Here is a 26,232-nt window from a genome sequence, read left to right as displayed (position 1 = left end):
ATAAGTTAGGCGCGCCTTAGTGGATGACCGACGCGCGCCGGGCCCGTCCCCCTTGCCCGAGCGCCGCCCGACCCTGCCTGGAGCCCGTATGCGAGCCCTCCGCTCCGCCACCGCCGCCGCGATCACCGTGGCCGCCGCCCTCACCGCAGCCGGCTGCGCCGCGAAGAGCGAGGTCGCAGGAACCGGGAAAGCCGGTGCCGTGCAGGTGACGGCGTCCGACGACGCGTGCGAGGTGTCGAGGAAGGAGTTCCCGGCCGGGCACGTGCGGCTCGCCGTCGAGAACAAGGGCAGCAAGGTCACCGAGGTCTACGTCTACGCGCCCGGCGACCGCATCGTCACCGAGCGGGAGAACATCGGCCCCGGCACCAAGGCCGCCATCACCGCCGAGGTGAAGGCAGGTGCGTACGAGATCGCCTGCAAGCCCGGCATGAAGGGCGACGGCATCCGGCAGAAGGTCACCGTGACCGGCAAGGGTGCCCCGGCGAAGCGGGACCCGAAGCTGGACGCGGCGGTGGCCGAGTACCGCAAGTACGTGCAGCGGCAGGCCGACGAGACGCTGCCCAAGGCGGAGGAGTTCGCCGGGGCCGTGAAGAGCGGCGACCTGGAAGCCGCGAAGAAGGCGTACGCGCCGTCCCGCATCGGCTGGGAGCGCACCGAGCCGGTCGCGGAGTCCTTCGGTGACATCGACCCCAAGGTCGACGTCCGCGCGGACGGCCTGGAGGACGGCCAGAAGTGGACCGGCTGGCACAAGCTGGAACAGTCCCTGTGGCAGCAGAAGAAGATCTCCGCGGACGACAAGAAGCTCGCCGACCAGCTGATCAAGGACCTCGAGGACTGGCAGCAGCGGGTCGGCAAGGCCGAGATCACCCCCACCAGCATGGCCAACGGCGCCAAGGAACTGCTGGACGAGGTCTACACCGGCAAGGTCACCGGTGAGGAGGAGCGCTACAGCCACACCGACCTGGTCGACTTCCAGGCCAACGTCGAGGGCGCGGAGAAGGCGTACGAGCTGCTGAAGCCGGTCGCGAAGAAGAACGACCCGGCGCTGGTCAAGGAGCTGGACAAGCAGTTCGAGGCGATCGGGAAGCAACTGGACGAGTACCGCGAGGGGGACGGCTTCGTCGCGTACGACACCGTCTCCAAGGGCGACCGCAAGGACCTGTCCGACGGCGTGAGCGCGCTGGCCGAACCCCTGTCCAAGCTCGCCGCCGCCGTGGCCGAGTAGGAGAAGCCCATGGCAGCACCGGAATCCGAGGAGATCGCCCGCAGCACGGCGGGCGCCCGGGACGAGAACGCGCGCACCCCGTCCCGCCGTGCGCTGCTCGGCTGGGGCGGCGCCGGGCTCGCGCTCGGCGCCGTCGCGGCCGGCGGCACCGCGGCGGTGCTGAACACCGGCGACGACCCGGCGCCCGCCGCCGAGAGCGCCGTCCCCTTCCACGGCCCCCACCAGGCCGGCATCGCCACCGCCGTCCAGGACCGCCTGCACTTCGCCGCGTTCGACGTCACCACCGACGACCGCGCAGAGCTGATCGCCCTCCTCAAGGAGTGGACGGCCGCCGCGGCGCGGATGACGGCGGGCCGCCCAGTGGGGGAGGGCGCGGTCGGCGGGCCCGCCGAGGCGCCGCCCGACGACACCGGCGAGGCGCTGGACCTCAAGCCCTCCCGGCTCACCCTCACCTTCGGCATCGGGCCCACGCTCTTCGAGAAGAAGGGCGAGGACCGTTTCGGGATCAAGGACAAGCGCCCCGCAGCCCTCGTCGACCTGCCGAAGTTCCCCGGTGACAACCTCGAAGCGGCCCGCAGCGGCGGCGACCTGTGTGTCCAGGCCTGCGCCGACGATCCGCAGGTGGCGGTGCACGCCATCCGCAACCTCGCCCGTATCGGCTTCGGCAAGGTCGCGGTGCGCTGGTCCCAGCTGGGCTTCGGCAAGACCTCCTCCACGACGCCGGACGCGCACACCCCGCGCAACATGTTCGGCTTCAAGGACGGCACCCGGAACATCGCCGGGACGGACACCGCCGCGCTCGACACGCACGTATGGGTGGGGAAGAACGACGACAAGGGCGCCGGGGCCTGGATGGCCGGCGGCTCCTACCTCGTCGCGCGCCGCATCCGGATGCACATCGAGACCTGGGACCGTACCTCGCTCAAGGAGCAGGAGGACATCTTCGGCCGCGACAAGGGCGAAGGCGCCCCGGTCGGGAAGCAGCGCGAGTTCGACGCGCCGCACCTGAAGTCGATGCTGCCCACCGCGCACGTACGGCTCGCCCACCCCGACTCCAACAACGGCGTCCGCATCCTGCGCCGCGGCTACTCCTTCACCGACGGCACGGACGGCCTGGGGCGGCTGGACGCGGGGCTGTTCTTCCTCGCCTACCAGCGGGACGTACGGGACGGCTTCGTGCCCCTGCAGCGCAGCCTCGCGCGCAGCGACGCACTCAACGAATACATCCAGCACGTGGGTTCGGCGCTGTTCGCCGTCCCGCCGGGCGTCCGCGGCGAGGACGACTGGTGGGGCCGGACGCTCTTCGCCTGACACCCGATGCACACGAGAGGGAACCGACGTGTTCGGTAACTATCTGATCGGCCTGCGCGAGGGCCTGGAGGCCAGTCTGGTCGTCTGCATCCTCGTCGCGTACCTGGTGAAGACCGACCGCCGTGAGGCGCTGAAGCCCATCTGGCTGGGCATCGCGGTCGCGGTACTCCTGGCGCTCGGCTTCGGCTGCGCGCTCCAGTTCGGCTCGCAGACGCTGACGTTCGAGGCGCAGGAGGCGCTCGGCGGCTCCCTGTCGATCCTCGCGGTGGGCCTGGTGACCTGGATGGTCTTCTGGATGCGGCGCACCGCGCGGCACCTGAAGGCCGAACTGCACGGCAAGCTGGACGCGGCGCTCGCCATGGGCACCACGGCCCTGGTCCTCACCGCCTTCCTCGCGGTGGGCCGCGAGGGGCTGGAGACCGCGCTGTTCGTCTGGGCCGCGGTCCAGGCCAGTTCGGACGGTACGCCCAAGCCGCTCATCGGCGTCGTACTCGGCCTGCTCACCGCCGTTCTGCTCGGCTGGCTCTTCTACCGCGGCGCACTCAAGATCAACCTGGCGAGGTTCTTCACCTGGACCGGCGGCATGCTCGTCGTGGTCGCCGCCGGTGTCCTCGCGTACGGCTTCCACGACCTCCAGGAGGCGCGCTTCGTCCCCGGCCTGGCGCACAAGGCGTTCGACATCAGCGAGCAGATCCCCGCCGACAGCTGGTACGGCACGCTGCTGAAGGGCGTCTTCAACTTCCAGCCCGACCCCACCGTCGTCCAGGTGGTCGTCTGGGCCCTCTACCTGATCCCCACGCTGCTCCTCTTCCTCGCCCCCGGCAGGGCCGACCGGAAGCGAGCCACCCCGGCGGCCGTGGACGGCGCCAAGGCCGTATAGCGGCCGGCAGGCGGGAGGCGGACGGGGCTCAGCGGCCGATCGGCCAGGCCGCCGACTCGTGCGCGTCCTCGTCGCCCGCGTGCGCGGCGCAGGCGTCGGTCAGCGTCTCCAGGAGGGACAGCGGGTCCGGCAGCGGGCGCTCCGGGCCGCGCAGCCAGGACACCGGCGGCTGGTCACCGCCGAGCCGGGAGGGCGGCAGCAGGACGTAGCTCCCACGGCAGTGCCAGCGCAGGCCCGGATGCTCGTCCATCGTCTCGGGATGGCAGTCCAGCTCGCAGGGCCACCACTCGTCCTCGTCGTCCGGGGTGCCGCGGGTGGCGGTGAAGAACAGCATCCGGCCCTGGCCGTACCCGGCACCGCTCAGCGCGACCGGGCCGACCTCGACGCCCTCGGCCTCCAGCCGCTCCAGCGCGGCGCGCCCGGCGTCCAGGGGCACGTCCAGCACGTCGTGGGCGATGCCGGTGGCGGTGACGAAATTGGCCTGCGGGTGTTTGCGCAGCCACTGCTGGACCTTCTCGCGGTCCGTGCTGGCGACGGTCTGCCAGCCGAAGGAGATCGGATGACGGCCCGGGGTGGGACAGCCGATGCGCTCACAGGAACAGCCGTAGCCGGAGGGGTGCGCCGCCGGGGCCAGCGGGAAACCCGCGTCGGCCGCTGCCAGCAGCAGGTCCTCGCGGCCGCGTCCGGCCGCGGATGATCCCGTGTCCGTATCGACGCCGTCCGAACCGCTCCTCGGCCGGCGCAGCCACTGGGAGAACCTGCTCTTGCGTTCCATCTATCCCCTCACTTCGAGCGGTGGTCTGGGATCAATGCTGCCACCATCCTCCTCCTAGGGTGACCGGAGCGGAGATTCGGGGTGTACGGGACGCGTTGTAAAGGGGGCGCACCCGGCGCTCAAGAGGGGCGCGGACGGAAGCCTGCGAGCGCCGTATCGACAAGGCTGTCGGTGAACGCGTACGTCAGTTCGCCGGTCCGCATCAGCCAGCGCTGTGAGAAAGGACTCAGCACCAGCTCCGCCGCGATCCGCAGGTCCACCCAGGCCGCGATCTCCCCGGCCTCCTGGGCCGCCCGCAGCCGCTCGACGTACACCCGCACGCCCGGCTCCAGCAGCCGCTCGACGAAGCGCGCCGAGAGCTGGGCGTCGGCCGCGCCGGCGGCTGCCAGCGCGCGGTACGGCGCCTGGAAGGCCGGGTCCCGGAACTCGTCCACCGTGGCCCGCAGCACGGCCTTCAGGTCCGCCGCGAGGTCCCCGGTGTCCGGCAGCCCCGCCGCGTACCCCTCGACGTCCGCGTCCGCGGTGAAGGCGTCCAGCAGCACGTCGGCCTTGGACGGCCACCACCGGTAGATCGTCTGCTTGCCGACGCCCGCCCGGGCGGCGATCCCCTCGATCGTGAGCCGCTGGTACCCGACCTCACCGACCAGCGAAAGGGCGGCGTCGAAGATGGCCTGCCGCGAGCGCTCGCTGCGGCGCGCGGCGTCCGGAGCTCTCTTCGCCACGGCCTACTCCCCGCCCGGCACGGTGCCGCCCCACGCGGCGTCGCGCGCCGCGCGGTACACGGCCCCCTGCCGCTTGGTGACCGTACGCCGCGCCAGACCGTCCTCGGTGCACACGTCGAGCAGTACCTGCCCCTTGCGCAGCTGCGGCTTGCGTACGATCCGGGCGGCCACCGGGCGCGCCTCGACGCGGGTCGCCGCGACGTACGCGAACTTCTCGTCCTCGTACGGCAGCGAACCGCCCTTCACCTGACGGTGCAGCGACGAGCGGTTCACCCGGGCCGAGAAGTGGCACCAGTCCTCGCCCGGGACGATCGGGCAGGCCGCGCTGTGCGGGCACGGTGCGACGACCCGCATCCCCGTCGCCACCAGCTGCTCGCGGGCCACGCGGATGCGCGCGTACCCGTCCGGGGTGCCCGGCTCGATCAGTACGGCCGTACGCGCCCGGGCCGCCGCCGCGACGACCGCCTCCCGGTCGGCGCCGGTCAGCTCGCCGAGCACGTACGACACGGTGACCAGGCCGGTGTCCTCGGGGACGGTCAGCCCCTCACCGATCACCTGGCGCTGCCAGCGGGTGTCGGGGAGCGTGCCGGCGGCCAGCTCCCGGCCGAGCGCGAGGGCCGGCTCCGCCCAGTCCAGCACGGTCGTCCGCAGCTCCGGCCAGACGTCGGCCGCCGCCCAGGCCGCCGCGCCCGTACCGCCGCCGATGTCGAGGTGCGAGCCGGGCGCCCAGCCGGGCACCCGCTCCTCGAACGCCGCCAGCGCGGACCGTACGGCCTCGAACGTCGCGGGCATCCGGTACGCGGCGTACGCGGCCACGTCCGCACGGTCCCTGAGCACCGGCGCGTCGGTCGGCGTCCGGCCCCGGTAATTGGCGATCAGCCGCTCGACCGCCGCCGATGCCTGCTTCGCAGGCAGGCCGTCGAGGAGCCCGGCCAGGGCGCCGCGGAGTTCTTCGTGCATTCCGCCGATTCTACGGGGCGGATGTCGGGCCTCTGGGGCGGATGCCGGGGGCCCGAGCTCGTCGCCGGGCGCCGTGGGGGGAGTGCGCCGGTCGGTGGTGGGTGCCGGTGGCGGGCCTCCGGTCGGCGTCACCAACGGGGCGGCGGGGGTGCCGTCAGCTGGTCCGCGAGGCGGGAGAGGCGGTCGCGGAAGCGGCGGTGGCGGCGGGGCGCGGGCAGGCTGTTCTCGCCGGCGGCCGCGCTGACCAGGTGCTGGACGGTGTCCAGGTCCAGGTCGGCCGGTACGTCCGGCCCCGGCGCTTCCGGCCCCGGGACGGCCAGCGCGTCGTGTGCGAGCCCCGCCAGCTCCCGGTCGCCCGCGTCCAGGGCCAGCACCGTCGCGCCGTTGCGCCGCGCGTCGTGTACCCGCTCCAGCAGGCCGGGTCCCGGCGCGTCCGGCGCCACGACCAGCAGGGTCTCGCCCCGCCGGGCCGTCTCCAGCCTGCCGAGACCCACCGACAGGTGTGCCGGGACGCCCAGCGGGACGCGGTGCCGCACCAGTGTCGGGGACAGTTCGGGGAGCCCCGACCAGGCGGCTTCGTCGTCCAGATGCGCCGCCAGGTGCCACGGCTCGTACTCCGCGCTGCCGACCAGCAGCAGCCCGCCGCCGTGCGGCGCGACGGAAGCGCGCAGCGACCCGGCGAAGCGGCGGGTGGCCTGGATCCACTCGGTCCCGGCGAGGACTTCGCGCAGCAGCGCGACGCGTACGGCATCCATGCCCCCGCATCCTGCCCCGCGCTGCGGTCCGCGTGTGCCGACGTCGAACGCCGCCACCCGTACGGGGCATGGCCGTTCGGCGTGTGCCCGTGGGCCGCCTACGCCTCCTGCTGCACGCGCGCCGGCCCCGTCGGCCCCGCGCCCTCCACCGCCGACTCCTCGGCGGCCAGGTGGTCGCGCGGGGCGTCCGGGTCGAGCAGGCGGTTCAGCCGGGCCGGTACGTCGAAGCCGACGAGCAGTACCACCAGGACCGTGCCGGCGAAGGTGAGCAGGGCCAGCGAGCCGCCCAGCGACCTGCCCTCGGCCAGGCTCGCGCCCAGGACCGGCGCCACCGCGCCGCCCAGCGCCCCCACGTTGTACGTGAAGCCCAGGCTCGCGGCCCGGCTCTCGGTCGGGAAGTGCCCGCCGATGTACCGGGGCAGCAGGCCGGAGATGCCGAAGCTGAGCGCCTGGAGGACGAAGAGCAGGACGCCGAGGACCAGCAGGCTGTCGCGGGCGGCGAAGACCGGGAAGACGAAGACGAGCGAGGCGAGCAGGGTGAACGCGTACGCCTTCTGCGCCCCGATCCAGTCGCCGACGAACCCCGCCAGCCAGCAGCCCGCCATGGTGCCGAACCCGGCGAAGAACAGCACGTTCGTGACCTCGCCGGGGGAGTAGTGCAGCTCGGTCTTCAGGTACGTCGGCAGCAGCGCCTGGATGGGCCAGGTGTAGAGGAAGGCGACGAAGACGGTGACGATCAGGGCGAGGTACAGCAGCCAGCCGCGGCGGCCGCCCAGCTGGACCGCGAGCCCGCCCAGGGCGAGCGCCGCGAGGACGGAGAGCACCGGGACCGCGCCCTCGCCCACCGGGGTGAAGACGCCGAAGAGGGCGAGCGTCGCGACGACCGTCAGTACGGTGTTGACCGTGGCGCGGACCGGTGTGCCGAACAGCGGCCGGAAGGGATTGGGCTTCGTCTCCCGTCCGGAGACCGTCGCGCTCCACTCATCGGCCTCCGGCAGGGCCCGCCGTACCCACAGCGCGATCAGGATCGGGGCCAGGCCGATGTAGAACATCCAGCGCCAGCCGAGGGACGGCACGACCCACTTGTAGCACTCGGCGGCCAGCACCGAGCCCAGGGAGAAGCCGGAGATCAGGAAGCCGCTGGCCCGGCCGCGTACCCGGGACGGCCAGCTCTCCAGCACGTACGTGGCGCTGGCGCTGTACTCGCCGGCCATGCCCATGCCGATCAGCAGCCGGGCCACGAACAGGCTGGTGAAGTCCCAGGCGAAACCGCACGCGAAGGTGCCGAGGGAGTAGAGCAGGATGCTCGCCACCATCGACGCCTTGCGGCCGAAGCGGTCGCCGAGCGCGCCGAGGACCGCGCCGCCGAGCCAGCGGGTGATGAAGGCGCCGGAGATCAGGCTCGCGCCCTGCACCGTGCTGAGCTCGAACTCGGCGCTGATCTCGGTCAGCACCAGGGTGATCAGTACGAAGTCGAAGCCGTCGAGGACGTAGCCGATCCAGGCGGCGAAGAACGCCTTCCAGCGGGCCGGGGTCACCTCTCGGTACCAGGGCAGCGCCGCCTTGCGCGCGGGGCGCGCGGGCCCCGTCATCGGACCGGCTCCAGGCCCGCGGCGGTCAGCCGGCGGGCGACCACGGCGACGGACTCCTGGCCCAGCGGGAGCTGCGGCGCCGCGGTGGCCGGGTGGTCGATGACGCCGAGCAGGTGCAGCGCCGCCTTGAAGGAGCCCAGCGCCGAGGAGCTGCGGCCCATCTCCGCCTCGGGGCCGGCGTCGACCATGCCGAAGAGCGCGACCAGCCGCTCCTGCTCGGCCGCTGCCGCCGCCCAGTCGCCCGCGCGGCAGGCGTCGTACAGCCGGACGTAGGCGGCCGGGTCGACGTTGCCGATGCCCGGCACCACGCCGTCCGCGCCGGCGAGCAGCGCGGCGTCCACGGTCAGTTCGGAGCCGGTGAGGACCGCGAAATCGGGCACCGGGCCGGTGCGGCGGCCGGCCCTGCCGCCCAGTTCGACGAGGAGCCGGCGCAGCCCGCCCTCGTCGCCGCTGCTGTCCTTGAGCCCGGCGAGCGTGCCGTCCTCGGCCAGCTCCCGCACCAGCGCGGGGGAGAGCTTGCTGTGCACCGACACCGGGATGTCGTACGCGAAGAGCGGCAGGTCCACGGTGGCCCGGAGCGTGCGGAAGTGCCCGGCGATCTCCTTGGGGTGCGTACGGGTGTAGAAGGGCGCGGTGGCCACCAGCGCGTCGGCGCCCAGCTCGGCGGCGGTGCGGGCGTGCTCGGCGACCCGGGCCGTGGTGGTGTCGATGACCCCGGCCAGCACCGGCACCCGGCCGTCCGCCGCCTTGATCACGGCTTCGAGGGCCGTGGCCCGCTGCGCGTCGGTGAGGTAGGCGACCTCGCTGGTCGAGCCGAGCGCGAAGAGGCCGTGCACCCCGCCGCCGACCAGGTGCTCCACGAGCCGCCCGAGGGAGCCGGTGTCGACCTCGCCGTGCGGGTCCAGGGGGTGCAGACCGGCGGTACGACACCGGTCAGCGGGGTGGGCAGTGCCATGACGGGCTCCAGGCGGTGATGGTGCGGGGCCGCCGACCACGGGTCCGGTGAAGAACGGGGGAACGGCCGGCGAACACGGGGAACGGCAGGTGATCGGACGTCGGACATGGGATGTCCTATGTCTGGGTCACAATAGACCCGCAGCGAAGGGATCGGTCAAGAGGTCGCGGGGCACGTCATCCGCCCCGCCGCCGGTCCGGTCAGCGGGGCCTGGACGCGGGTCCCGCGAGGAGACGGAGAGGCAGACACATGGCGCGCGGCACGATGTCCGAGGACGTCCAGGCGCAGATCAAACGGCTCATCCTGCGGCGGAAGCTGGTGCCCGGCGACCCGCTGCCGACCGAGGCCGAGCTCGTCGAGCTGCTCGACGTCAGCCGCAACTCCGTCCGCGAGGCCCTCAAGGCGCTCCAGGCCATGCGCATCGTCGAGATCCGGCACGGCTTCGGCACGTACGTCGGGACGCTCACCCTCGACCCGCTCGTGGAGGGCATCGCCTTCCGGGCCGCGGTCCGCCACCACCAGGGCGAGGCCAGCCTCTACGAGCTGATGGAGGTCCGCGAGGCGCTGGAGGCCGGGCTCGTCGCGTCGGTCGCGCGCGGTCTGCCCGCCGAGGACCTGGCCGTACTGCGCGGCCTGGTCGACCGGATGGAGAAGGAGGCGGCGGCCGGCCGGGTGGAGAGCGCCACCGACCGCGCCTTCCACCTCGCGCTGTACCGCTCGCTCGGCAACCACCTGCTCAGCGAGGTGCTGGACGCCTTCTGGGACGCGCTGCGCCGGGTCCGCAAGGACCTGGACGACAGCAGTCAGGACCCGGAGGTGACCTGGCGTCAGCACCAGGAGATCGTCACCGCGCTGGAGACGGGCGACGGCGACCGCGCGGTCGAGGCGATGCACCGGCACTTCGACGGCATCCGGGAGCGGCTGAAGGACGCCGCGCAGTCCCGCATCGGAGCCGTGTAACGGGCCAGGGGGCGGAAGGCTCCAGGAAGTCCGCCACGTCCGGTCTCCTTGCGTACAACCGAGGTTCACCCGTAGTTCCCCTGGCTGTGGCATCCGCGCGAGGCGGGCGACACGGGGCATGTCGGGTGCCTTGACGCCCCGTTGGGCGCTCCCTAAGGTCGCCGCAGGACAAGGGACGTCCTACGTCTGGTCGTTAGGGGCTGCCCGTGGCGTACGAGACTTCGCAACCCTTCCGCGCCGGGACCGGTGGCTACGCCAGTTACCGCATCCCGGCCGTGGTCGTCACCCGGGCCGGCACCCTGCTGGCCTTCGCCGAGGGCCGGGTCGCCTCGGCGTCCGACACCGGCGACATCGACCTGGTCCTCAAACGCTCCACCGACGGCGGCCGCACCTGGGGTCCGCTGACCGTCGTCGACCGCAACGGCACCGGCACCGCGGGCAACCCGGCCCCCGTCGTACTGCACACCGGCCCGCACGCCGGCCGCACCGTGCTGGTCCACGTACGCAACGCGGGCAGCGCCACCGAGAGCGCCATCCGCCGGGGCGAGGTGTCCGACGCGGACGGCCGCCGCGTCTGGATCCAGCACAGCGACGACGACGGCCTCACCTGGAGCGAACCCCGCGAGATCACCTCGCAGACGAAGCGGTCCGACTGGCGCTGGTACGCCACCACCCCCGGGCACGCACTCCAGCTCCGCGACGGCCCGCACGCCGGCCGGCTGGTCGTCCCCGGCAACCACTCCATCGCCCCCACCGTGCCCGGCGACACCGGCGCCGAAGGCCGCTACGACGGCGGCCACGGCCTGCTCAGCGACGACTCCGGTGACACCTGGCGGATCGGCTACACCGACTCCAACCCCAACGGCTACATCAACACCAACGAGACCACCGCAGCCGAACTCCCCGGGGGACGCCTCTACTTCAACGCCCGCAACGACTCCGGCGCGCCCGGCACCCGCGTCGACGCCTACTCCGCCGACGGCGGCGAACGTCTGGAGAAGCCCTTCCGGTCGCAGGCGGGCCTCGCGGCGCCCGTCGTCCAGGGCAGCGTGCTCCACCTCGGTACTCCGGACGTACTGCTCTTCTCGGCCCCCGCCGACCGGGAATCCCGCGCCCTGATGACCGTACGCGCCAGCCGTGACCACGGCCTGACCTGGTACGACGCCCATACCGTCAGCGGCCTCCCGGCCGCCTACTCCGACCTGGTACGGGCCGACCCCGGCACCGTCGGACTGCTCTACGAGACCGGCGACTTCAGCGCCTACTCGACGATCACCTTCCGCCGCATCCCCGTGGAGGAGCTGGCATGAGGACGTACGACACGATCCCTCCGGGCGGCGCGCGCCGCAGATCCGTGCTGGGCGGGGCCGCTGCCGTGGCCGCCGGCTTCGCGCTGGCCGGGTGCGGGGGCGGTGCCGAGGACGAGAAGGCCGCGCCCAAGGAACGCAAGAAGGGGCAGAAGATCACGCTGACCTTCTGGTCCTGGGTGCCCGGCATCGACAAGCCCGTCGATCTGTGGAACAGCAAGAACCCCGAGGTGCAGGTCAAGGTCGAGAAGGTGTCGGCGGTCAACGGCGCGCAGTACGCCAAGATGCACGCCGCCATCAAGGCGGGCAACCCGCCGGACCTCGGCCAGATCGAGTTCCCCGTCGTGCCCGGCTTCCTGCTCGACAACGGGCTGCTGGACCTGACGACCGTCGGCGGCGAGCGGTACAAGAGCCGGTTCGTGGGCTGGCAGTGGCAGCAGTCCGTCTTCGGCAAGGGCGTCTACGCCATCCCGCAGGCCTCCGGCCCCATGGGCCTGTTCATCCGCCAGGACCTCTTCGACAAGTGGGACATCGAGCCGCCCGCCACCTGGGACGAGTACGAGGCCGCGGCCAGGAAGATCCGCAAGAAGGGTGCCTGGATCGAGACCTTCGCGCCCACCAACGGCAACCGCTTCGCCGGCTACGCCTGGCAGGCCGGCGCCAAGTGGTACGCCGCCGAGGGCGACAACTGGACCGTCGCCATCGACGACGAACCCACCCGCAAGGTCGCCGACTACTGGGAAGCACTGGTCAAGCAGAAGCTCGTCAAGACCATCCCGGACCGCCAGAACGCCTGGTACAAGGACATCCAGACCGGCGCCATCCCCGCCTGGCTCGGCGCCAGCTGGGGCGACGCACTGCTCGTCGGCAACGCGCCCGACACCAAGGGCACATGGCGTGCCGTCCCCCTGCCGCAGTGGACCAAGGGCGCGAACGCGCAGGCCAACTGGGGCGGCTCGACCACCGCGGTGTTCGCCGGGGCCGCGTACCCCAAGGACGCGCTGGACTTCGCCGTCTGGCTCAACACCGACCCCGAAGCGATCAAGCTGCTCATCGAGGGCGGTTACGGGTTCCCCAGCGCGAAGACCGGCTACAAGACCAGCGACCTGGACGTCCACAAGGACTTCTTCGGCGGCCAGGCGTACAGCCAGGTCTTCCGGGAGGCCGGTGACCACGTGGACACCAGCTGGCAGTGGGGCCCTGGCGTCGACACCCTCTACCAGCGCCTGGGCGACGCCTTCACCGAGGCGCTGAGCAGCGGCGACTCCTTCCGCTCGGTGCTGAAGAAGGTCCAGGCGCAGACCGTGAGCGACCTCAAGGGCAAGGGCCTGAAGGTGGAGAGCGGCGGGTGAGACGGCCGACCCGCACGGAAGCCCGCAACGCCCGCGCGGCGGCGGGCTTCCTCCTCCCCTTCCTCGCCCTGTTCCTGCTCTGCTTCATCACGCCCATCGTGTACGCGGTGTGGCAGAGCCTGCACAAGACCGAACGCACCGGGCCGCTCGGCCTCGGCGGCGCGGAGCGCGAGGTCTTCGCCGGATTCGCCAACTACGCACAGGCGCTCGCCGACGACCGCTTCCTCTCCGGTTTCGGCCGGGTGCTGTTGTTCGGCGCCGTCCAGATCCCGCTCATGATCATCCTGGCGACCGTCCTCGCGCTGCTCCTGGAGAGCGCGAGCGCCCGCTGGGTGACGTTCTTCCGCAGCGCGTTCTTCCTGCCGTACGGCGTCCCCGGCGTGATCGCCTCGATCCTCTGGGGCTTCCTCTACGTCCCCGGCATCAGCCCGCTGGTGAAGATGGCGGACGCGGTCGGCTGGCAGGTGGACTTCCTGTCCCGGGACGCCGTCCTGTGGTCCATCGCCAACATCGTCACCTGGCAGTTCACCGGCTACAACATGCTCGTCCTGATCGCCCAGCTCAAGGCCGTCCCCCAGGAGCTGTACGAGGCGGCGCGCATCGACGGCGCGAACGCCCGCCAGGTGGCCCTCCACATCAAGATCCCGCTCATCCGCCCGGCCCTCGTCCTGACCTGCGTCTTCTCCATCATCGGCACGCTCCAGCTGTTCGCCGAGCCGATGGTGCTGCGGCCGCTGGCCTCCTCCATCGACTCCGGCTACACGCCCAACCTGCACGCCTACAGCGAGGCGTTCGTCGGCAACAACCAGCACCTCGCGGCCGCCGAGGCGGTCCTGCTCGCGCTGGTCGCCTGCGTCCTGTCGTTCGGCTTCCTGCGGCTGGTCGGGCAGCGGGGGAAGGGAGACGGCCGGTGACCCCCTCGGCGCTCCGCTACCGCATCATCACCTTCGCCCTGCTGACCGTCGCCGCGGTCTACTTCCTCGTACCGGTGTACTGGCTGGTGGTCTCGGCCACGAAGAGCAGCGGCGACCTCTTCGGCAGCTTCGGCTTCTGGTTCGCGAACCCCCGCCCCGTCGAGTACCTGACCGACGTCCTCACCTACGACCGCGGCATCTACGTCCGCTGGTTCGCCAACTCCCTGCTGTACGCGGGCGTCGGCGCGCTCGCCGCGACCCTGCTGTCCGCCGCGGCCGGCTACGCGCTCGCGAAGTTCCCCTTCCCGGGCCGGGAAGCGATCTTCAACGTCATCCTGGCCGGCGTGCTGATCCCCGGCACGGCGCTCGCCCTGCCGCTGTACTTCCTCTTCAGCGGCTTCGGGATGTCCAACACCTACTGGTCCGTGCTGATCCCCAGCGTGGTCAGCCCGTTCGGCGTCTACCTCTGCCGGATCTACGCGGCCGCCGCCGTTCCCGACTCGCTGCTGGAGGCGGCCCGGATCGACGGCGCGGGGGAGGGGCGGATCTTCGCGGGGCTGGGCCTGCGGCTGATGACCCCGGCCCTCGTCACCGTCTTCCTCTTCCAGTTCGTGCACATCTGGAACAACTACTTCCTGCCGCTGGTCATGCTCTCCGACTCCGGCCTGTACCCGATCCAGCTGGGCCTGACCTCCTGGACCGGCTACGCCGACCGGCAGCCCGAGCTGTACCAGTACACCGTCGGCGGCGCGTTCCTGTCCGTCCTGCCGCTGATGATCCTGATGACGGTGCTGCAGCGGTACTGGCGTACGGGGCTGACGGAGGGGAGCGTCAAGGCATGACCGGCGGGCGGCGCAGCTGCCCGTGAGCGGTGGCGCGGCCTGCCGCCCGTGTGCGGTACGGCACCGCGTGCCAGTATCGCTGGCATGACTACTGATGGAGAGCAGAAGAAGGCACCGGCCAAGGACCCCTGGGACCTCCCGGACGTGTCCGGGCTCGTCGTCGGCGTACTCGGCGGCACCGGTGACCAGGGCCGGGGGCTGGCGTACCGGTTCGCCAGGGCGGGCCAGAAGGTGATCATCGGCTCGCGTGCGGCCGAACGGGCACAGTCGGCGGCCGACGAGCTCGGCCACGGGGTGGAAGGCGCGGACAACGCGGAGTGCGCGCGCCGCTCCGACGTGGTGATCGTGGCCGTACCGTGGGACGGCCACGCCAAGACGCTGGAGTCGCTCCGGGAGGAGCTGGCCGGCAAGCTCGTCGTGGACTGCGTGAACCCGCTCGGCTTCGACAAGAAGGGCGCCTACGCGCTGAAGCCGGCGGAGGGCAGCGCCGCCGAACAGGCCGCGGCGCTCCTCCCGGACTCCCGGGTGACCGCCGCCTTCCACCACCTCTCCGCCGTGCTCCTCCAGGACCCGGAGGTCGCGGAGATCGACACGGACGTGATGGTGCTCGGCGAGAAGCGGGCCGACACGGACGTGGTCCAGGCGCTGGCCGCCCGCATCCCCGGCATGCGCGGCGTCTTCGCGGGCCGGCTGCGCAACGCCCACCAGGTGGAGTCCCTGGTCGCGAACCTGATCTCCACCAACCGCCGCTACAAGGTGCACGCGGGGCTGCGGCTCACGGACATGTGACGGGCGCGGCGCCGCGCCGCCGGGCCCGGGGGGCGGGCCGAACCGGGGCATGGGGGACACTGGAGGAGACCGCAGTACCGCAGTACCTCTGACAGGAGCCCCCTCCCATGCCCGCCCTGCCCTCCTCCGGCCCGGCCCGGCGCCTCGCCGTCTTCGCCCTCGTCGTCTGCGTCCTCGCGGTCGCCGCGGCCGTCGTGTCCTTCGTGGCGGGCAACCTCATCGGCATCGCATGGGTCCTGGTGGCCGGCGTCTCCAGCAACATGGCGTGGTTCTACCTGCGCCGCGCCAAGGCGGAGCGGGCGGCGGCGGAGGAACAGGCCCAGGCCCAGGCCCAGGCCCAGGCGCAGGCCCAGGGCTAGAGCAGGCTCAGGAACCGGGGGTCCGCCCCGTCCCTCCCCTCCCTGACTAGTACATCTGCGGCTCGCCCTGCCAGAAGCGGAAGAACTCCTGCCCGAGGTAGGTGTCGAGGTCCGAGACGCCCAGCGCCCCCAGGATCGCGTGCACCGCCTCGAAGAACACCTGGTTCACCCCCGGCACCCACAGCAGTCCGAAGACCGCGATCAGGCCGAACGGCGCGAACGGCTCGACCTGCCGCCGCAGCGTGTACGGCAGCCACGGCTCGATCACGCCGTACCCGTCCAGCCCCGGCACCGGGACGAAGTTCAGGATCGCGGCCGTCACCTGGAGGAGTGCGAGGAACGCCAGCGCGAACCTGAACGGCGCCGGCACGCCGCCCATCGCGCCCAGCCAGAACGGCGCGGTCACGACGGCCGCGAACAGGATGTTCGTCAGCGGGCCCGCCGCCGAGATCAGGCTGTGCCGCCAGCGGCCCCTGATCCGGCCGCGCTCGATGAAGACGGCGCCGCCCGGCAGCCCGATCCCGCCCATGATCACGAAGATCACCGGCAGCACGATGCTGAGCAGCGCGTGGGTGTACTTCAGCGGGTTCAGGGTCAGATAGCCCTTCGCCCCGATCGAGATGTCGCCGCTGTGCAGCGCCGTACGGGCGTGCGCGTACTCGTGCAGGCACAGCGAGACGATCCACCCGGACACCACGAACAGGAACACGGCGAAGCCGGTGCTCGCGGCGAGCTTCCCCGTCCACACGGCCCAGCCCGAGACCGCCATGACGGCGACGAGCGCGAGGAAGACGGGACTGACGCGCTGGTCCGCGCGCCGGACTGCGGTGGTCATCGTGCGGTGCTCCTGAGGGGGGGGGGAGGGGGCGGGAGGCGTACGGGGGACGGGGCCCCGCGTGGGGGAGGCGGCGGATCGTACTCGGAAAACGACGAGCGGGCTGCCGGTGGTTCCAGGCAGTCTGGTGCCCATGTTCGATCCGATGTCAGAACCCGCCGAGAACGTTTCTCCCCCGAACACCGCCGACGATGCGTCGGGGGCCGATGTGCCGTCCGGTGACGGCCCGTCCGGTGACGGCCCGTCCGGCGAGGTGCTGCGGATCTTCTACGAGGACTGGGAGATGGAGTGCTGCGGCACCCCTTTCTCCGTGGGGGACCGGGTCACCTGGACACTGAAGCGCGCGACGGGCCGCGCGAAGGACCGGATGTGGGACTGGGAGCTGAACAACCACGGCCCCGGCCCCGAGGACCCGTCCGCGATCACCGGCCTGGTCCGCTCCATCCAGATGGTCCTCCAGGGTTACCGGCGGCCGCCCGGCACCCATACGTACGAGGCCGTGCCCGGTGAGCGCCACCTGCGTCCGGTCCGTACGTGCCCGAAGTGGTTCGCCGACGGCCGGGCCGACGGGGCGGCGGGCCACCGCCCGGACCACTACGTGGGGGAGAGCGGCGTCCTGGTGGAGCTGGAGGTGGGGCCGCCCGCCGGTGCCGCGGCCGGGGCTGCGGGTGCGCGCGCCGACGCGCCCGGCGGAGGCTGAGCCCTGGGGCCGGGGGAGGTTGAGCCCCGGGGCCGGCCGAGGCTGAGCCCAGGGCCGGGGGAGGTTGAGCCCCGGGGCCGGGGGAAGCTGAGCCCCGGGGCCGGGCCGCGGCGAGTGGCGCACGGAGCATGTGGGAGTCGGGGGAGTACGGGCAATGCCGGGGGCGAGGGGGATGACGGGGGAGCGGGCAGCGGTGGGGGACGGGCGAGGCATCCGGGGCGTGGACGACAATGGGCCGGTGCGCTACGAAATCCTCGGGACGACCCAGGCACGCCGGGACGACGGAACCGACGTCGCCCTCGGCGGCGCCCGCCTGCGCGCACTCCTCGCCGCCCTCGCGCTCACACCGGGGCGGCCCCGTACCGCCGACACCCTGATCGCCGACGTCTGGGGCCCGGGGCCGGACGGGTACGCGGTGCCGGACGGGCCGTCCGGCGGTGGCCTGCCGAGGGACGCGGGCGCCGCGCTCCAGGCGCTCGTCGGACGGCTGCGGCGGGCCCTCGGCCACGCGGCGGTCGTCTCCGTGACCGGCGGTTACTACCTGGCCGCCGCCCCCGACGACGTCGACCTACACCGCTTCGAGCGGCTGGCGGGCGAGGGCGAACGCGCGCTCGCGGACGGCGACCCGGCGAAGGCCGCCGCACTGCTGGACGACGCGCTGGCACTGTGGCGCGGCCCCGCCCTCGCCGACCTCCCGGACGCGGTCGCGGAGGCGGCCGGGGCCGAACGGCTGCGCCTGGACGCGCGGCGCGTCCGCCTCGCAGCGGACCTCGCGCTCGGCCGCGCGGACGAGGCGCTCCCCGCCCTCACCGCGCTCTGCCGCCGGCACCCGCTCGACGAGCCGCTGCACCTTCTGCGGCTGCGCGCCCTCCGCGACACGGGCCGCACGGCCGAGGCGCTGGACGCGTACGCCCGCCTCGCCGCCGACCTCGCCGACCGTCTCGGCACCGACCCGTCCCCGGCCCTCCGCACCCTCCACGCCGAACTCCTGGAGGCAGCCTCGGCGCCCCTGCCCACGCCGGGCCCGGGGGCTCACCCGGCGACCCCGCCGCCGGGTTCGGCGCCCGGCCTGCCCTCGTCCTCGTCCTCGTCTTCTTCTTCCTTTTCCTCGTCCTCGTCCTCGTCCCCACAGTCCCGGCGGCGGGCCGGGAACCTGCGCGCGCGGCTGACATCGTTCGTCGGGCGCGAGGCGGAGCTGCACACCCTGCGCGCCGACCTGTCGGCCCACCGTCTCGTGACGCTGCTCGGGCCGGGCGGCGCCGGGAAGACGCGGCTGTCGCAGGAAGGCGCGGAGGCCGCGGCGGCCGGCGAGCCCGGCGCCTGGCCGGACGGCGTGTGGTTCGCCGAGCTCGGCCCCGTGCAGGACCCCGGTACGGTGCCGGAGGCCGTCCTCACCGCACTCGGCGCCCGCGAGACCGTCGTACGCGGCGGCGCCGCCGAGGGGCTGCGGGCCGCCGCCGATCCGCTCGCGTTCGACCCGCTCGCGCAGCTCGCCGAGCACTGCGCGGGCCGCCGCATGCTGCTCGTGCTGGACAACTGCGAGCACGTCATCGACGCGGCGGCCCTGCTCGCGGAACGGCTGCTGGCCGAGTGCCCCGGCGTGAGCGTGCTGGCCACCAGCCGGGAACCGCTCGCCGTGCCCGGTGAGCTCGTCCGGCCGGTGGAACCGCTGCCCGATCCCGTCGCGCTGCGCCTGCTCGCAGACCGGGGTGCCGCGGCCCGGCCCGGCTTCCGGATCGAGGACGACCCGGAGGCGTGCGCCGAGATCTGCCGCCGGCTGGACGGCCTGCCGCTGGCCATCGAACTGGCCGCGGCCCGGCTGCGGTCGCTCGCGCCGCGGCAGCTCGCGGACCGGCTGGACGACCGTTTCCGGCTGCTGACCAGCGGCAGCCGTACGGTACTGCCGCGTCAGCAGACGCTGCGCGCGGTCGTCGACTGGTCCTGGGACCTGCTCGACGCCCCCGAACGCGCGGTCCTCCGCCGCCTCTCCGTCTTCTCCGGCGGCACGGACCTCACCGCGGCGGAATCCGTCTGCGCGGACACCCCGGATGCCCCGGACACCTCCGGCCTCCCGGACACCTCGGCGACTCCGGACACCCCGAACACCGTCGGCCTCTCGGACACCTCGGCGACTCCGGACGGCCCGGCCGCCGCCCCGGTCGCCCCACCCGACTCGGCTCCCACCGCCGTCCGCGCCGACGCGGCCGCCCCCGCGGAAGACGCACCCGCCGGTCCGGGCACGCCCGGTGCTTCGGGCACGCCTGCCGGTGCGAGCAGGTCCGGCGGGCCGGGCATGCCTGGTGGTCCGGGCACGCCTGTAGACCCGGGCACACCCGGTCGGGAGGCGCCTGGCCGGCAGGACACGACCGGCGCATCGCCCGACCGGGCCGGGCGGCTCGTCGCACCGGGGGACGTGGCTCCGCTGCTCGGTTCGCTTGTCGACAAGTCGCTGGTGGTGGCCGGGCCGTCGGCCGACGGGGAGATGCGGTACCGGCTGCTGGAGACCGTCGGGGAGTACGCCGGGGAGCGGCTGGACGAGGCGGGGGAGCGGGGCGCGGCCGAGCGGCGGCACCTCGTCGCCTACCGCGAGCTGGCCCGTACGGCCGACCCCTTGCTGCGCGGCCCCGAGCAGCGCCACTGGCTGGACCGGCTGGAGCAGGAGCACGACAACCTCCGTACCGCACTGCGGCGCGCCGTCGCCGCCCGCGACGAACACGAGGCGCTCTGCCTCGTCCTCTCCCTCCAGTGGTTCTGGACGCTGCGCGACCACCGCGGCGACGGCCGCACCTGGACCGCGGCCGCCGCCGGGCTCGGCCCCAACCCCTTCCTGCCGCCGGTCACCCCGGCCCCGCCTCTGCACGAGCGCCCCATCGACGCCCCGCCGCCGATGCCGCCCGAGCAGCTCCTCGAAGCCCGGCGGGAGGTCCGGCTGGTCGCGCTGGCCAACGAGGACAACGACATGCGGGCGTTGCAGCGGCCCGAGCAGCAGGAGGAGCTGCGCGGCGTGGTCGCCGCCTACCGCGGCGGCCTGCCGCAGACCTGCCGGGTGCCGGGCGTGATGTGGTTCTTCGCGGTCATGCTGACCGGCCACGTCGACGACCTGGTCGGCCTGGCCGACGAGACCGTACGCGGCTGCCGGGAGTTCGGCTACGACTGGGAGCTGGCGTTCATCCTCCAGCTGCGGGCGAAGATCCAGAACGACCGGCCCGGCGGCCTTCCACAGGCGGCCCGCGACGCCGACGAGGCGCTGGCGATCTTCCGCAGGATCGGCGACGCGTGGGGGGTCGCCGAGGCACTGGCCGGGCGCGGTGAGGCCCGCGAGGGAGACGGGGAGTACGGCCTCGCCGCCGACGACTACCGCGCCGCGATGCGGTACGCGGCGGAGCTCGGCGCGCACGGCCAGCTCCCGCTGCTCAAGACCCGGCTGGGCGGCGTGCTCACCGAGTCGGGCGACGTGGAGACGGGGGAGCGGCTGCTGCGCGAGGTGCTGGAGGAGGGACAGCACGGCAACCGTGACGCCATGCCGTTCGCGCGCGTGCAGCTCGCCACCTGGCTCACGACGGTCGGCCGGCACGGCGAGGCCCGGCACCATCTGGAGCGGGTGCGGGAGGAGTACGTCGACCGGTTCGCGCCGGAGATGTTCCTCGGCATGGTCGAGGGAGCGCTCGCCGCGCTGGACGTGGAGGAGGGCCGGTACGACGGCGTACTGACCGCCCTGCGCGGGGCCGTCGCCAAGATGCGTGACCCCCTCACCCAGACGATCGCTCCCGACCTGCCGCTGTCCCAGCTGCTCGTCGCGGCCCGCGTACTGGCCCTGACGGGCGGCGAGGCCGGTGCGGCGGACGGCGCCCGGCTGCTGGGCGCCTTCGACGCGCTGCGTGCGCCCCGTCGGCACACGCCGCGCATCACCTCGTTCAGCCGCGCCGCGGCGGAGGAGGCCGTACGCGCCGTCCTCGACGGACCGGCGTACACCGCCGCCCACGCCGCGGGTGCCGCCCTCACCCTGGACGACGCGCTGGCCCTGATCTGACCTTGGTTGTCCTCGATCTACTTCCAGCTGACCTTGATCCGAGCTCCAGCTGACCGGCCTTGTGCCGACATCCGGGGGAGGTCGGAACAAGGCCGGCCCCATCGGCCCCGTGCTCAGGTCTTCGAGCGGAACTTCCGGACCGCCAGCGGCATGGTGACGGCCGTGATGCCTATCGCCCAGGCCAGTGTGATCAGGGCCGGCTGGGCCACCGGGCCCTGGCCGCCCAGGAGGCTGCGGGCCGCGTCGGCGAGGTTGGAGAGGGGGTTGACCTTCGTGAACCCCTCCAGCCAGCCGGGCATCGACGTGGGCGGCGCGAAGATCGACGAGCCGAACTGCAGCGGCATCAGCACCAGCATCGCCATCCCCTGCACGGCCTGCGGCGTCTTCACCGACAGCCCCAGCAGGATGAAGATCCACATCAGCGCCGCGCCGAAGACGGTCGACAGCACGATCGCCGCGACGAACTCCGGCACCGAGCCCCTGATCTCCATGCCGAGCAGGAAGCCCATGCACAGCAGGATCGCGGTGGCGATCAGCATCCGGCCGATCTCGACGACGATCTTGGCTATGAGGACCGAGGACCGCGCGATGGGCATCGTGCGGAAGCGGTCCATCACACCCTTGCGGAAGTCCTCGTTGACACCCGTGCCGACCGCCATGGCGATGTTCATGCCCATCATGGCCATCATGCCGGGGACCAGGTACTGGACGTACTCCTGCTGATTGCCCTTGCCGGCGATGGCGCCGCCGAAGACGTACACGAAGAGCAGGATGAAGATGATCGGCATCAGCAGGACGTCGAACATCGACTCCGGGTCCTGCTTGATCTGCAGGGCGTTGCGCCGCACCAGCGCGCCGATGTGGCGCAGGTTGGCCCGCAGGCCGATCCGGCCCTCGGCGGCCCCGGGCTTCGCGACGGGCGCCGTGATCGTTGCGGCGCTCATGCCGCGACCTCCTCGTACTGGGCGTCCGCCGGCTCGGCGGGCGCTTCGGTCTCGGACGTCTTCTGGCCGGTGATGGCCAGGAAGACCTCGTCCAGGCTGGGCAGGTGGGTGTTGATGCCGGCCAGCGCGAAGCCGCGCTCGCCGAGGACGTTGACCACCGCGGTCAGCTGCTCGTCGCTGATGATCGGGACGTTCACCACGCCGTCCTCGTGGTCCGCCGTGGCGCCGGCTATGCCGTCCAGGCCGGCCTGCGTGATCGCGCCGACCATCCGGTCCAGCTCGCCGCCGACCGCCGGGCGGATCTGCAGCGTGCGCCCGCCGACCTTGGCCTTCAGCTCGTCCACCTGGCCCTCGGCGATCACCCGGCCGCGGTCGACGACGGTCAGCTCATCGGCCAGCCGCTCGGCCTCTTCCATGTACTGCGTGGTCAGCAGGACCGTCGCGCCGTCGCGGACGAGGTGGTTGACCTCGTCCCAGACCTCGTTGCGGGTGCGGGGGTCGAGGCCGGTCGTCGGCTCGTCCAGATACAGCACGGCGGGCCTGCCGATCATCGACGCCGCGAGGTCGAGGCGGCGGCGCATGCCGCCGGAGTACTTGCCGGCGGGGCGCTTGGCGGCCTCGGTGAGCGAGAACCGCTCCAGCAGCTCGTCGGCGCGGGTCCGGGCGTCCTTGCGGGAGAGGTCGAGCAGCCGGCCGATCATGTAGAGGTTCTCCCGGCCGGAGAGCTTCTCGTCCACGGAGGCGTACTGCCCCGTCAGGCCGATCGTGCGGCGCAGGGCGCGCGGCTGGCGCACGACGTCGTACCCGGCCACGACGGCCGTGCCGGCGTCCGGCACGAGGAGGGTGGAGAGACAGCGCACGAGCGTGGTCTTGCCCGCGCCGTTCGGCCCGAGCACGCCCATGACCGTGCCTTCCCGCACGTCCAGGTCCACCCCGTCGACGGCCTTGACGTCGCCGAAGTGCTTGACCAGGCCCCGGACTTGGACGGCCGTGCGGCCGTCGGCGGAGTGAGTGTTCTGCGTCATGGGTCCACAGTGACAGGCACCACTGACAATGCCCCGACAGAGCGCCTACAGCCCAGGCCAGCCCCCTGCGCCCCACCGACAGACGACCGACAGCCCCTTCCCCGGGGCGGCAGGAACCGCCGACGGGGCGCCGGCGAAGTTCGCCGGCGCCCCGTGCGCCGCGGAGGGGTGGAGCGCTGGTACCCCGGCCCCCAGGGCTCAGTGGAAGGTGTGTTCCTCCGCCGGGAAGGTGCCGCCGACGACGTCCTCCGCGAAGGCCTTCGCCGCGTCGCCCAGTGCGTTCCGCAGCTCCGCGTACTGCTTCACGAAGCGCGGCACCCGGCCCTTGGTCATGCCGGCCATGTCCGTCCAGACCAGGACCTGCGCGTCGCAGTCCAGGCCCGCGCCGATGCCGATCGTGGGGATGTGCAGCGAGCGGGTGACCTCGGCGGCCAGTTCGGCCGGTACGGCCTCCAGGACCACCGCGAAGGCGCCCGCGTCCTGCACCGCCTTGGCGTCCCGCAGCAGCTGCTGGGCCGCCTCCTCGCCGCGGCCCTGCACCGGGTAGCCGCCGAAGGCGTTGACCGACTGCGGGGTCAGCCCGACGTGGGCCATGACCGGGATGCCGGCGTCGACCAGCAGCTTGATCTGGTCGGCCGAGCGCTCGCCGCCCTCCAGCTTCACCGCGCCCACGCCGGCCTCCTTGACCAGCCGGGTGGCGTTGCGCAGCGCCTGGACGGGGCCTTCCTGGTACGCGCCGAAGGGCAGGTCGGCGACGACGAGGGCGCGCTCGGTGCCGCGTACGACGGCGGCGGAGAGCAGTGTCATCTCGTCCATGGTGACGGGGACGGTCGACTCGTACCCGAGGTGGCAGTTGCCCATGGAGTCACCGACGAGCAGGACGGGGATGCCCGCGTCGTCGAAGACGGAAGCGGTCATCGCGTCGTACGCCGTGAGCATGGGCCACTTGTCGCCGCGGGACTTGGCGGCGGCGATGTCGCGGACGGTGACGCGGCGGGAGCGGGTGCCGCCGTAGAGCGACTTGACCCCGGTGGCCTTCGGGTCGGCGCCGGGCTTCCCGTCCTGTGTCCCCTGCTTCTTGTCCTGCGTCTGGGCAGGCGAGATCTGCGTCATGACGACGGCTCCTGTTCAGGTCATCTCGAGGCGCCCTGACGGCGTCCCCGGACTCACTGCCCATGCTGACACGCCACAGCGGACCGGTGGAAGAGGGCCCGGCGCCCCCTCCCCGGCGAGGAGCAGAGTGCCCCGCAGCGTTACGTGCCACGTACAGCTAACGATACGGAACGGTGCCGTATCGATATTGGCGTACGCTGAGTCGTATGGCACGTTCATCCGCTTCTCCGCCCGGCGCCGGTGCCGCCGGGAGTCCCTCCGACGGCCCGGGCACAGCCGCGTCGGGCGCCGCCCGGCAGGTGCCCGAGCACATCCACCGCCGCCGGTGGGCGATCCTCGCGGTGCTGATGCTCAGCCTGCTCATCGTGGTGCTGGACAACTCGATCCTGAACGTGGCGATGAAGACGATCGCCACCCCTGCCCCCACCGGCCTCGGCGCGAGCCAGAGCCAGCTGGAGTGGGCGATCAACTCCTACACGCTGGTCTTCGCGGGCCTGCTGTTCACCGCTGGGCTCCTCGGTGACCGGCTGGGCCGCAAGAAGATCCTGCTCACCGGCCTGGTGATCTTCGGCCTCGGGTCCGTGCTGGCCGCCGTGTCCGGTTCGCCCGGCCAGCTGATCGCCTTCCGCGCGGTGATGGGCCTCGGCGGCGCGCTGGTCATGCCGGCCACCCTCGCCATCCTCATGAACGTCTTCGAGCGTGACGAGCAGCCCAAGGCCATCGGCATCTGGGCCGGTGGCGTCGGCCTCGCCATCGCGATCGGCCCGATCGCCGGCGGCCTGCTGCTCGCCCACTTCTGGTGGGGCTCGGTCTTCCTGGTCAACGTGCCGATCGTGCTGATCGCGCTGGCCGCGATGGTGCTCCTGGTCCCGGACAGCAAGGACCCCCGGCCCGGCCGGCTCGACCCGGTGGGCGTGCTGCTGTCCGTCGTCGGCCTCGTGCTGCTGGTGTACGGCATCATCAAGGGCGGCCAGCTCGCCGACTTCACCGACCCGCAGGTGCTCGGTACGGTCCTCGGCGGCCTGCTGGTCCTGACCGGTTTCGTGCTCTACGAGAAGCGCATCGACCATCCGTCGATCGACATCGGCTACTTCCGCAAGCCCGCCTTCTCCGCGGCCGTCGCCGCCATCGCGCTGGTCTTCTTCGCGCTGATGGGCGTCACGTTCTTCATGGTCTTCTACATCCAGAGCGTGCGCGGCTTCTCCCCGCTCCAGGCGGGCCTGCTGCTCCTGCCGCTGGCCGCCGCTCAGATGATCTTCGCGCCGCGGGCCCGGCACGTCGTCGACCGCTTCGGCGCCCGCGTCGTCTGCACGGTCGGCATGCTGCTCGTCGCCGTCACCATGTCCGGCTTCGTCCTGATGGGCACGGACACCCCGATCTGGGTGCTGGAAGTGCTCTTCTTCCTCCAGGGCACCGGCATGGCGCACATCATGCCGCCGGTCACCGTCTCGATCATGCAGTCCCTGCCGCGCGAGAAGGCCGGCTCCGGGTCGGCGCTGAACAACACGTTCCGGCAGGTCGGCGGCACGCTCGGGGTCGCCGTCCTGGGCTCCGTGCTGTCCGCGACCTACCGCAACGACATCGAGGGCACGCTGAACGCCGTACCGGGCCTGCCGGACGCGGCGCGGCACGCGGCGGGCGAGTCCATCGAGGCCACGCTCGGCGTCGCCGACAAGCTGGGGCCCGCGGGGCGGCAGCTGGCCGCCGCGGCCGACGACGCCTTCGTGCACGCCATGCACGTCACCGCGCTCGGCTCCGCCACGGTCGCCGTCGTCGGTGCGCTGGTCGTCGGCCTGTTCCTGCCCGGCAGGGCGGCCGACCGGCCTGCCGGGCCGCCCCAGGAGACGCCGCGAGAGACTGCTCCCACGGGGCGGCGGCCGTAACGGC

At 72.8% G+C, this 26,232-nt stretch carries 22 protein-coding genes and 1 pseudogene; 13 read left to right on the top strand and 10 right to left on the bottom strand.

Annotation, left to right across the window (positions count from 1 at the left end; translation table 11 throughout):
- Positions 1–88 precede the first annotated feature (88 nt).
- The 3 genes from efeO to efeU are packed head-to-tail and all read left to right on the top strand — an operon-like array spanning position 89 to position 3,416.
- Positions 89–1,225: an iron uptake system protein EfeO gene (gene efeO, locus AAC944_RS11800; RefSeq protein WP_030617917.1), complete on the top strand. Its 1,137-nt coding sequence runs from the start codon at positions 89–91 to the stop codon at positions 1,223–1,225.
- Between the two features lie 9 nt (positions 1,226–1,234).
- Positions 1,235–2,536 carry an iron uptake transporter deferrochelatase/peroxidase subunit gene (efeB, locus tag AAC944_RS11795; protein ID WP_051871956.1) on the top strand — a complete coding sequence of 434 codons (1,302 nt, stop codon included), beginning with the start codon at positions 1,235–1,237 and terminating at the stop codon, positions 2,534–2,536.
- Between the two features lie 28 nt (positions 2,537–2,564).
- The gene (efeU, locus tag AAC944_RS11790) at positions 2,565–3,416 is read left to right on the top strand and encodes an iron uptake transporter permease EfeU (RefSeq protein ID WP_030617911.1); all 852 of its coding nucleotides are present in this window, start codon (positions 2,565–2,567) and stop codon (positions 3,414–3,416) included.
- Positions 3,417–3,444: 28 nt separating this feature from the next.
- Here the strand turns inward: efeU and AAC944_RS11785 are convergent, their stop codons facing one another.
- The 6 genes and pseudogenes from AAC944_RS11785 to AAC944_RS11760 form a co-directional block, all read right to left on the bottom strand.
- On the bottom strand, positions 3,445–4,191 hold the full coding sequence (locus AAC944_RS11785; protein ID WP_030617909.1) for a bifunctional DNA primase/polymerase: 747 nt from the start codon (positions 4,189–4,191) through the stop codon (positions 3,445–3,447).
- Between the two features lie 119 nt (positions 4,192–4,310).
- Entirely contained in the window at positions 4,311–4,913 is a 603-nt protein-coding gene (locus AAC944_RS11780; protein ID WP_030617904.1) for a TetR/AcrR family transcriptional regulator, read from the bottom strand.
- Positions 4,914–4,916: 3 nt separating this feature from the next.
- A complete protein-coding gene (locus AAC944_RS11775) occupies positions 4,917–5,873 on the bottom strand; it encodes a small ribosomal subunit Rsm22 family protein (protein ID WP_030617896.1) in 957 nt (318 codons plus the stop codon).
- A gap of 128 nt (positions 5,874–6,001) precedes the next feature.
- Complete coding sequence (locus AAC944_RS11770) at positions 6,002–6,628, bottom strand: hypothetical protein (RefSeq protein WP_030617893.1); 627 nt, start codon at positions 6,626–6,628, stop codon at positions 6,002–6,004.
- A gap of 98 nt (positions 6,629–6,726) precedes the next feature.
- The gene (locus AAC944_RS11765; protein WP_030617890.1) at positions 6,727–8,220 is read right to left on the bottom strand and encodes a sialate:H+ symport family MFS transporter; all 1,494 of its coding nucleotides are present in this window, start codon (positions 8,218–8,220) and stop codon (positions 6,727–6,729) included.
- Positions 8,217–9,175, bottom strand: a pseudogene (locus AAC944_RS11760) (dihydrodipicolinate synthase family protein). The gene AAC944_RS11765 and the pseudogene AAC944_RS11760 overlap by 4 nt, the downstream one beginning before the upstream one ends.
- 249 nt (positions 9,176–9,424) lie before the next feature.
- On the opposite strand from AAC944_RS11760, the gene AAC944_RS11755 reads away from it, so the two are divergent.
- From AAC944_RS11755 to AAC944_RS11725, 7 genes are all read left to right on the top strand, one after another.
- Positions 9,425–10,135 carry a FadR/GntR family transcriptional regulator gene (locus tag AAC944_RS11755; RefSeq protein ID WP_030617884.1) on the top strand — a complete coding sequence of 237 codons (711 nt, stop codon included), beginning with the start codon at positions 9,425–9,427 and terminating at the stop codon, positions 10,133–10,135.
- A 206-nt stretch (positions 10,136–10,341) separates the two neighbouring features.
- Positions 10,342–11,445 carry a sialidase family protein gene (locus AAC944_RS11750; protein WP_030617882.1) on the top strand — a complete coding sequence of 368 codons (1,104 nt, stop codon included), beginning with the start codon at positions 10,342–10,344 and terminating at the stop codon, positions 11,443–11,445.
- Positions 11,442–12,794 (top strand): ABC transporter substrate-binding protein, encoded by a 1,353-nt coding sequence (locus AAC944_RS11745; RefSeq protein WP_037772605.1) that lies wholly within the window; start codon positions 11,442–11,444, stop codon positions 12,792–12,794. Before AAC944_RS11750 ends, AAC944_RS11745 begins: the two co-directional genes overlap by 4 nt.
- Positions 12,791–13,708: a carbohydrate ABC transporter permease gene (locus tag AAC944_RS11740; protein ID WP_030617876.1), complete on the top strand. Its 918-nt coding sequence runs from the start codon at positions 12,791–12,793 to the stop codon at positions 13,706–13,708. The genes AAC944_RS11745 and AAC944_RS11740 overlap by 4 nt, the downstream gene beginning before the upstream one ends.
- Complete coding sequence (locus AAC944_RS11735; RefSeq protein WP_030617873.1) at positions 13,705–14,550, top strand: carbohydrate ABC transporter permease; 846 nt, start codon at positions 13,705–13,707, stop codon at positions 14,548–14,550. The genes AAC944_RS11740 and AAC944_RS11735 overlap by 4 nt, the downstream gene beginning before the upstream one ends.
- 84 nt (positions 14,551–14,634) lie before the next feature.
- Positions 14,635–15,339, top strand: coding sequence for an NADPH-dependent F420 reductase (gene npdG, locus AAC944_RS11730; RefSeq protein WP_030617870.1), 705 nt, complete (start codon positions 14,635–14,637; stop codon positions 15,337–15,339).
- Between the two features lie 107 nt (positions 15,340–15,446).
- Complete coding sequence (locus tag AAC944_RS11725; RefSeq protein ID WP_030617868.1) at positions 15,447–15,698, top strand: hypothetical protein; 252 nt, start codon at positions 15,447–15,449, stop codon at positions 15,696–15,698.
- A 46-nt stretch (positions 15,699–15,744) separates the two neighbouring features.
- Here the strand turns inward: AAC944_RS11725 and AAC944_RS11720 are convergent, their stop codons facing one another.
- Entirely contained in the window at positions 15,745–16,533 is a 789-nt protein-coding gene (locus AAC944_RS11720) for a site-2 protease family protein (protein WP_030617865.1), read from the bottom strand.
- Between the two features lie 145 nt (positions 16,534–16,678).
- On the opposite strand from AAC944_RS11720, the gene AAC944_RS11715 reads away from it, so the two are divergent.
- Both AAC944_RS11715 and AAC944_RS11710 read left to right on the top strand, forming a co-directional pair.
- The gene (locus tag AAC944_RS11715) at positions 16,679–17,233 is read left to right on the top strand and encodes a DUF6578 domain-containing protein (RefSeq protein WP_368397151.1); all 555 of its coding nucleotides are present in this window, start codon (positions 16,679–16,681) and stop codon (positions 17,231–17,233) included.
- 238 nt (positions 17,234–17,471) lie between these two features.
- On the top strand, positions 17,472–21,263 hold the full coding sequence (locus tag AAC944_RS11710) for an AfsR/SARP family transcriptional regulator (protein WP_030617859.1): 3,792 nt from the start codon (positions 17,472–17,474) through the stop codon (positions 21,261–21,263).
- Positions 21,264–21,376: 113 nt separating this feature from the next.
- Here the strand turns inward: AAC944_RS11710 and AAC944_RS11705 are convergent, their stop codons facing one another.
- From AAC944_RS11705 to panB, 3 genes are all read right to left on the bottom strand, one after another.
- Positions 21,377–22,207, bottom strand: coding sequence for an ABC transporter permease (locus AAC944_RS11705; protein WP_030617856.1), 831 nt, complete (start codon positions 22,205–22,207; stop codon positions 21,377–21,379).
- The gene (locus tag AAC944_RS11700) at positions 22,204–23,232 is read right to left on the bottom strand and encodes an ATP-binding cassette domain-containing protein (protein WP_030617853.1); all 1,029 of its coding nucleotides are present in this window, start codon (positions 23,230–23,232) and stop codon (positions 22,204–22,206) included. The genes AAC944_RS11705 and AAC944_RS11700 overlap by 4 nt, the downstream gene beginning before the upstream one ends.
- 198 nt (positions 23,233–23,430) lie before the next feature.
- Positions 23,431–24,345: a 3-methyl-2-oxobutanoate hydroxymethyltransferase gene (panB, locus tag AAC944_RS11695; RefSeq protein ID WP_030617851.1), complete on the bottom strand. Its 915-nt coding sequence runs from the start codon at positions 24,343–24,345 to the stop codon at positions 23,431–23,433.
- Between the two features lie 206 nt (positions 24,346–24,551).
- On the opposite strand from panB, the gene AAC944_RS11690 reads away from it, so the two are divergent.
- Complete coding sequence (locus AAC944_RS11690; protein WP_078888691.1) at positions 24,552–26,228, top strand: MFS transporter; 1,677 nt, start codon at positions 24,552–24,554, stop codon at positions 26,226–26,228.
- The last annotated feature ends 4 nt before the right edge of the window (positions 26,229–26,232 follow it).

Origin of the sequence: Streptomyces sclerotialus (assembly GCF_040907265.1) — a bacterium.
GTDB classification, from domain to species: Bacteria; Actinomycetota; Actinomycetes; order Streptomycetales; family Streptomycetaceae; genus Streptomyces; species Streptomyces sclerotialus.
The sequence above is the reverse complement of the archived record's forward strand: the minus strand, read 5'-3'. Positions and strand labels throughout refer to the sequence as shown.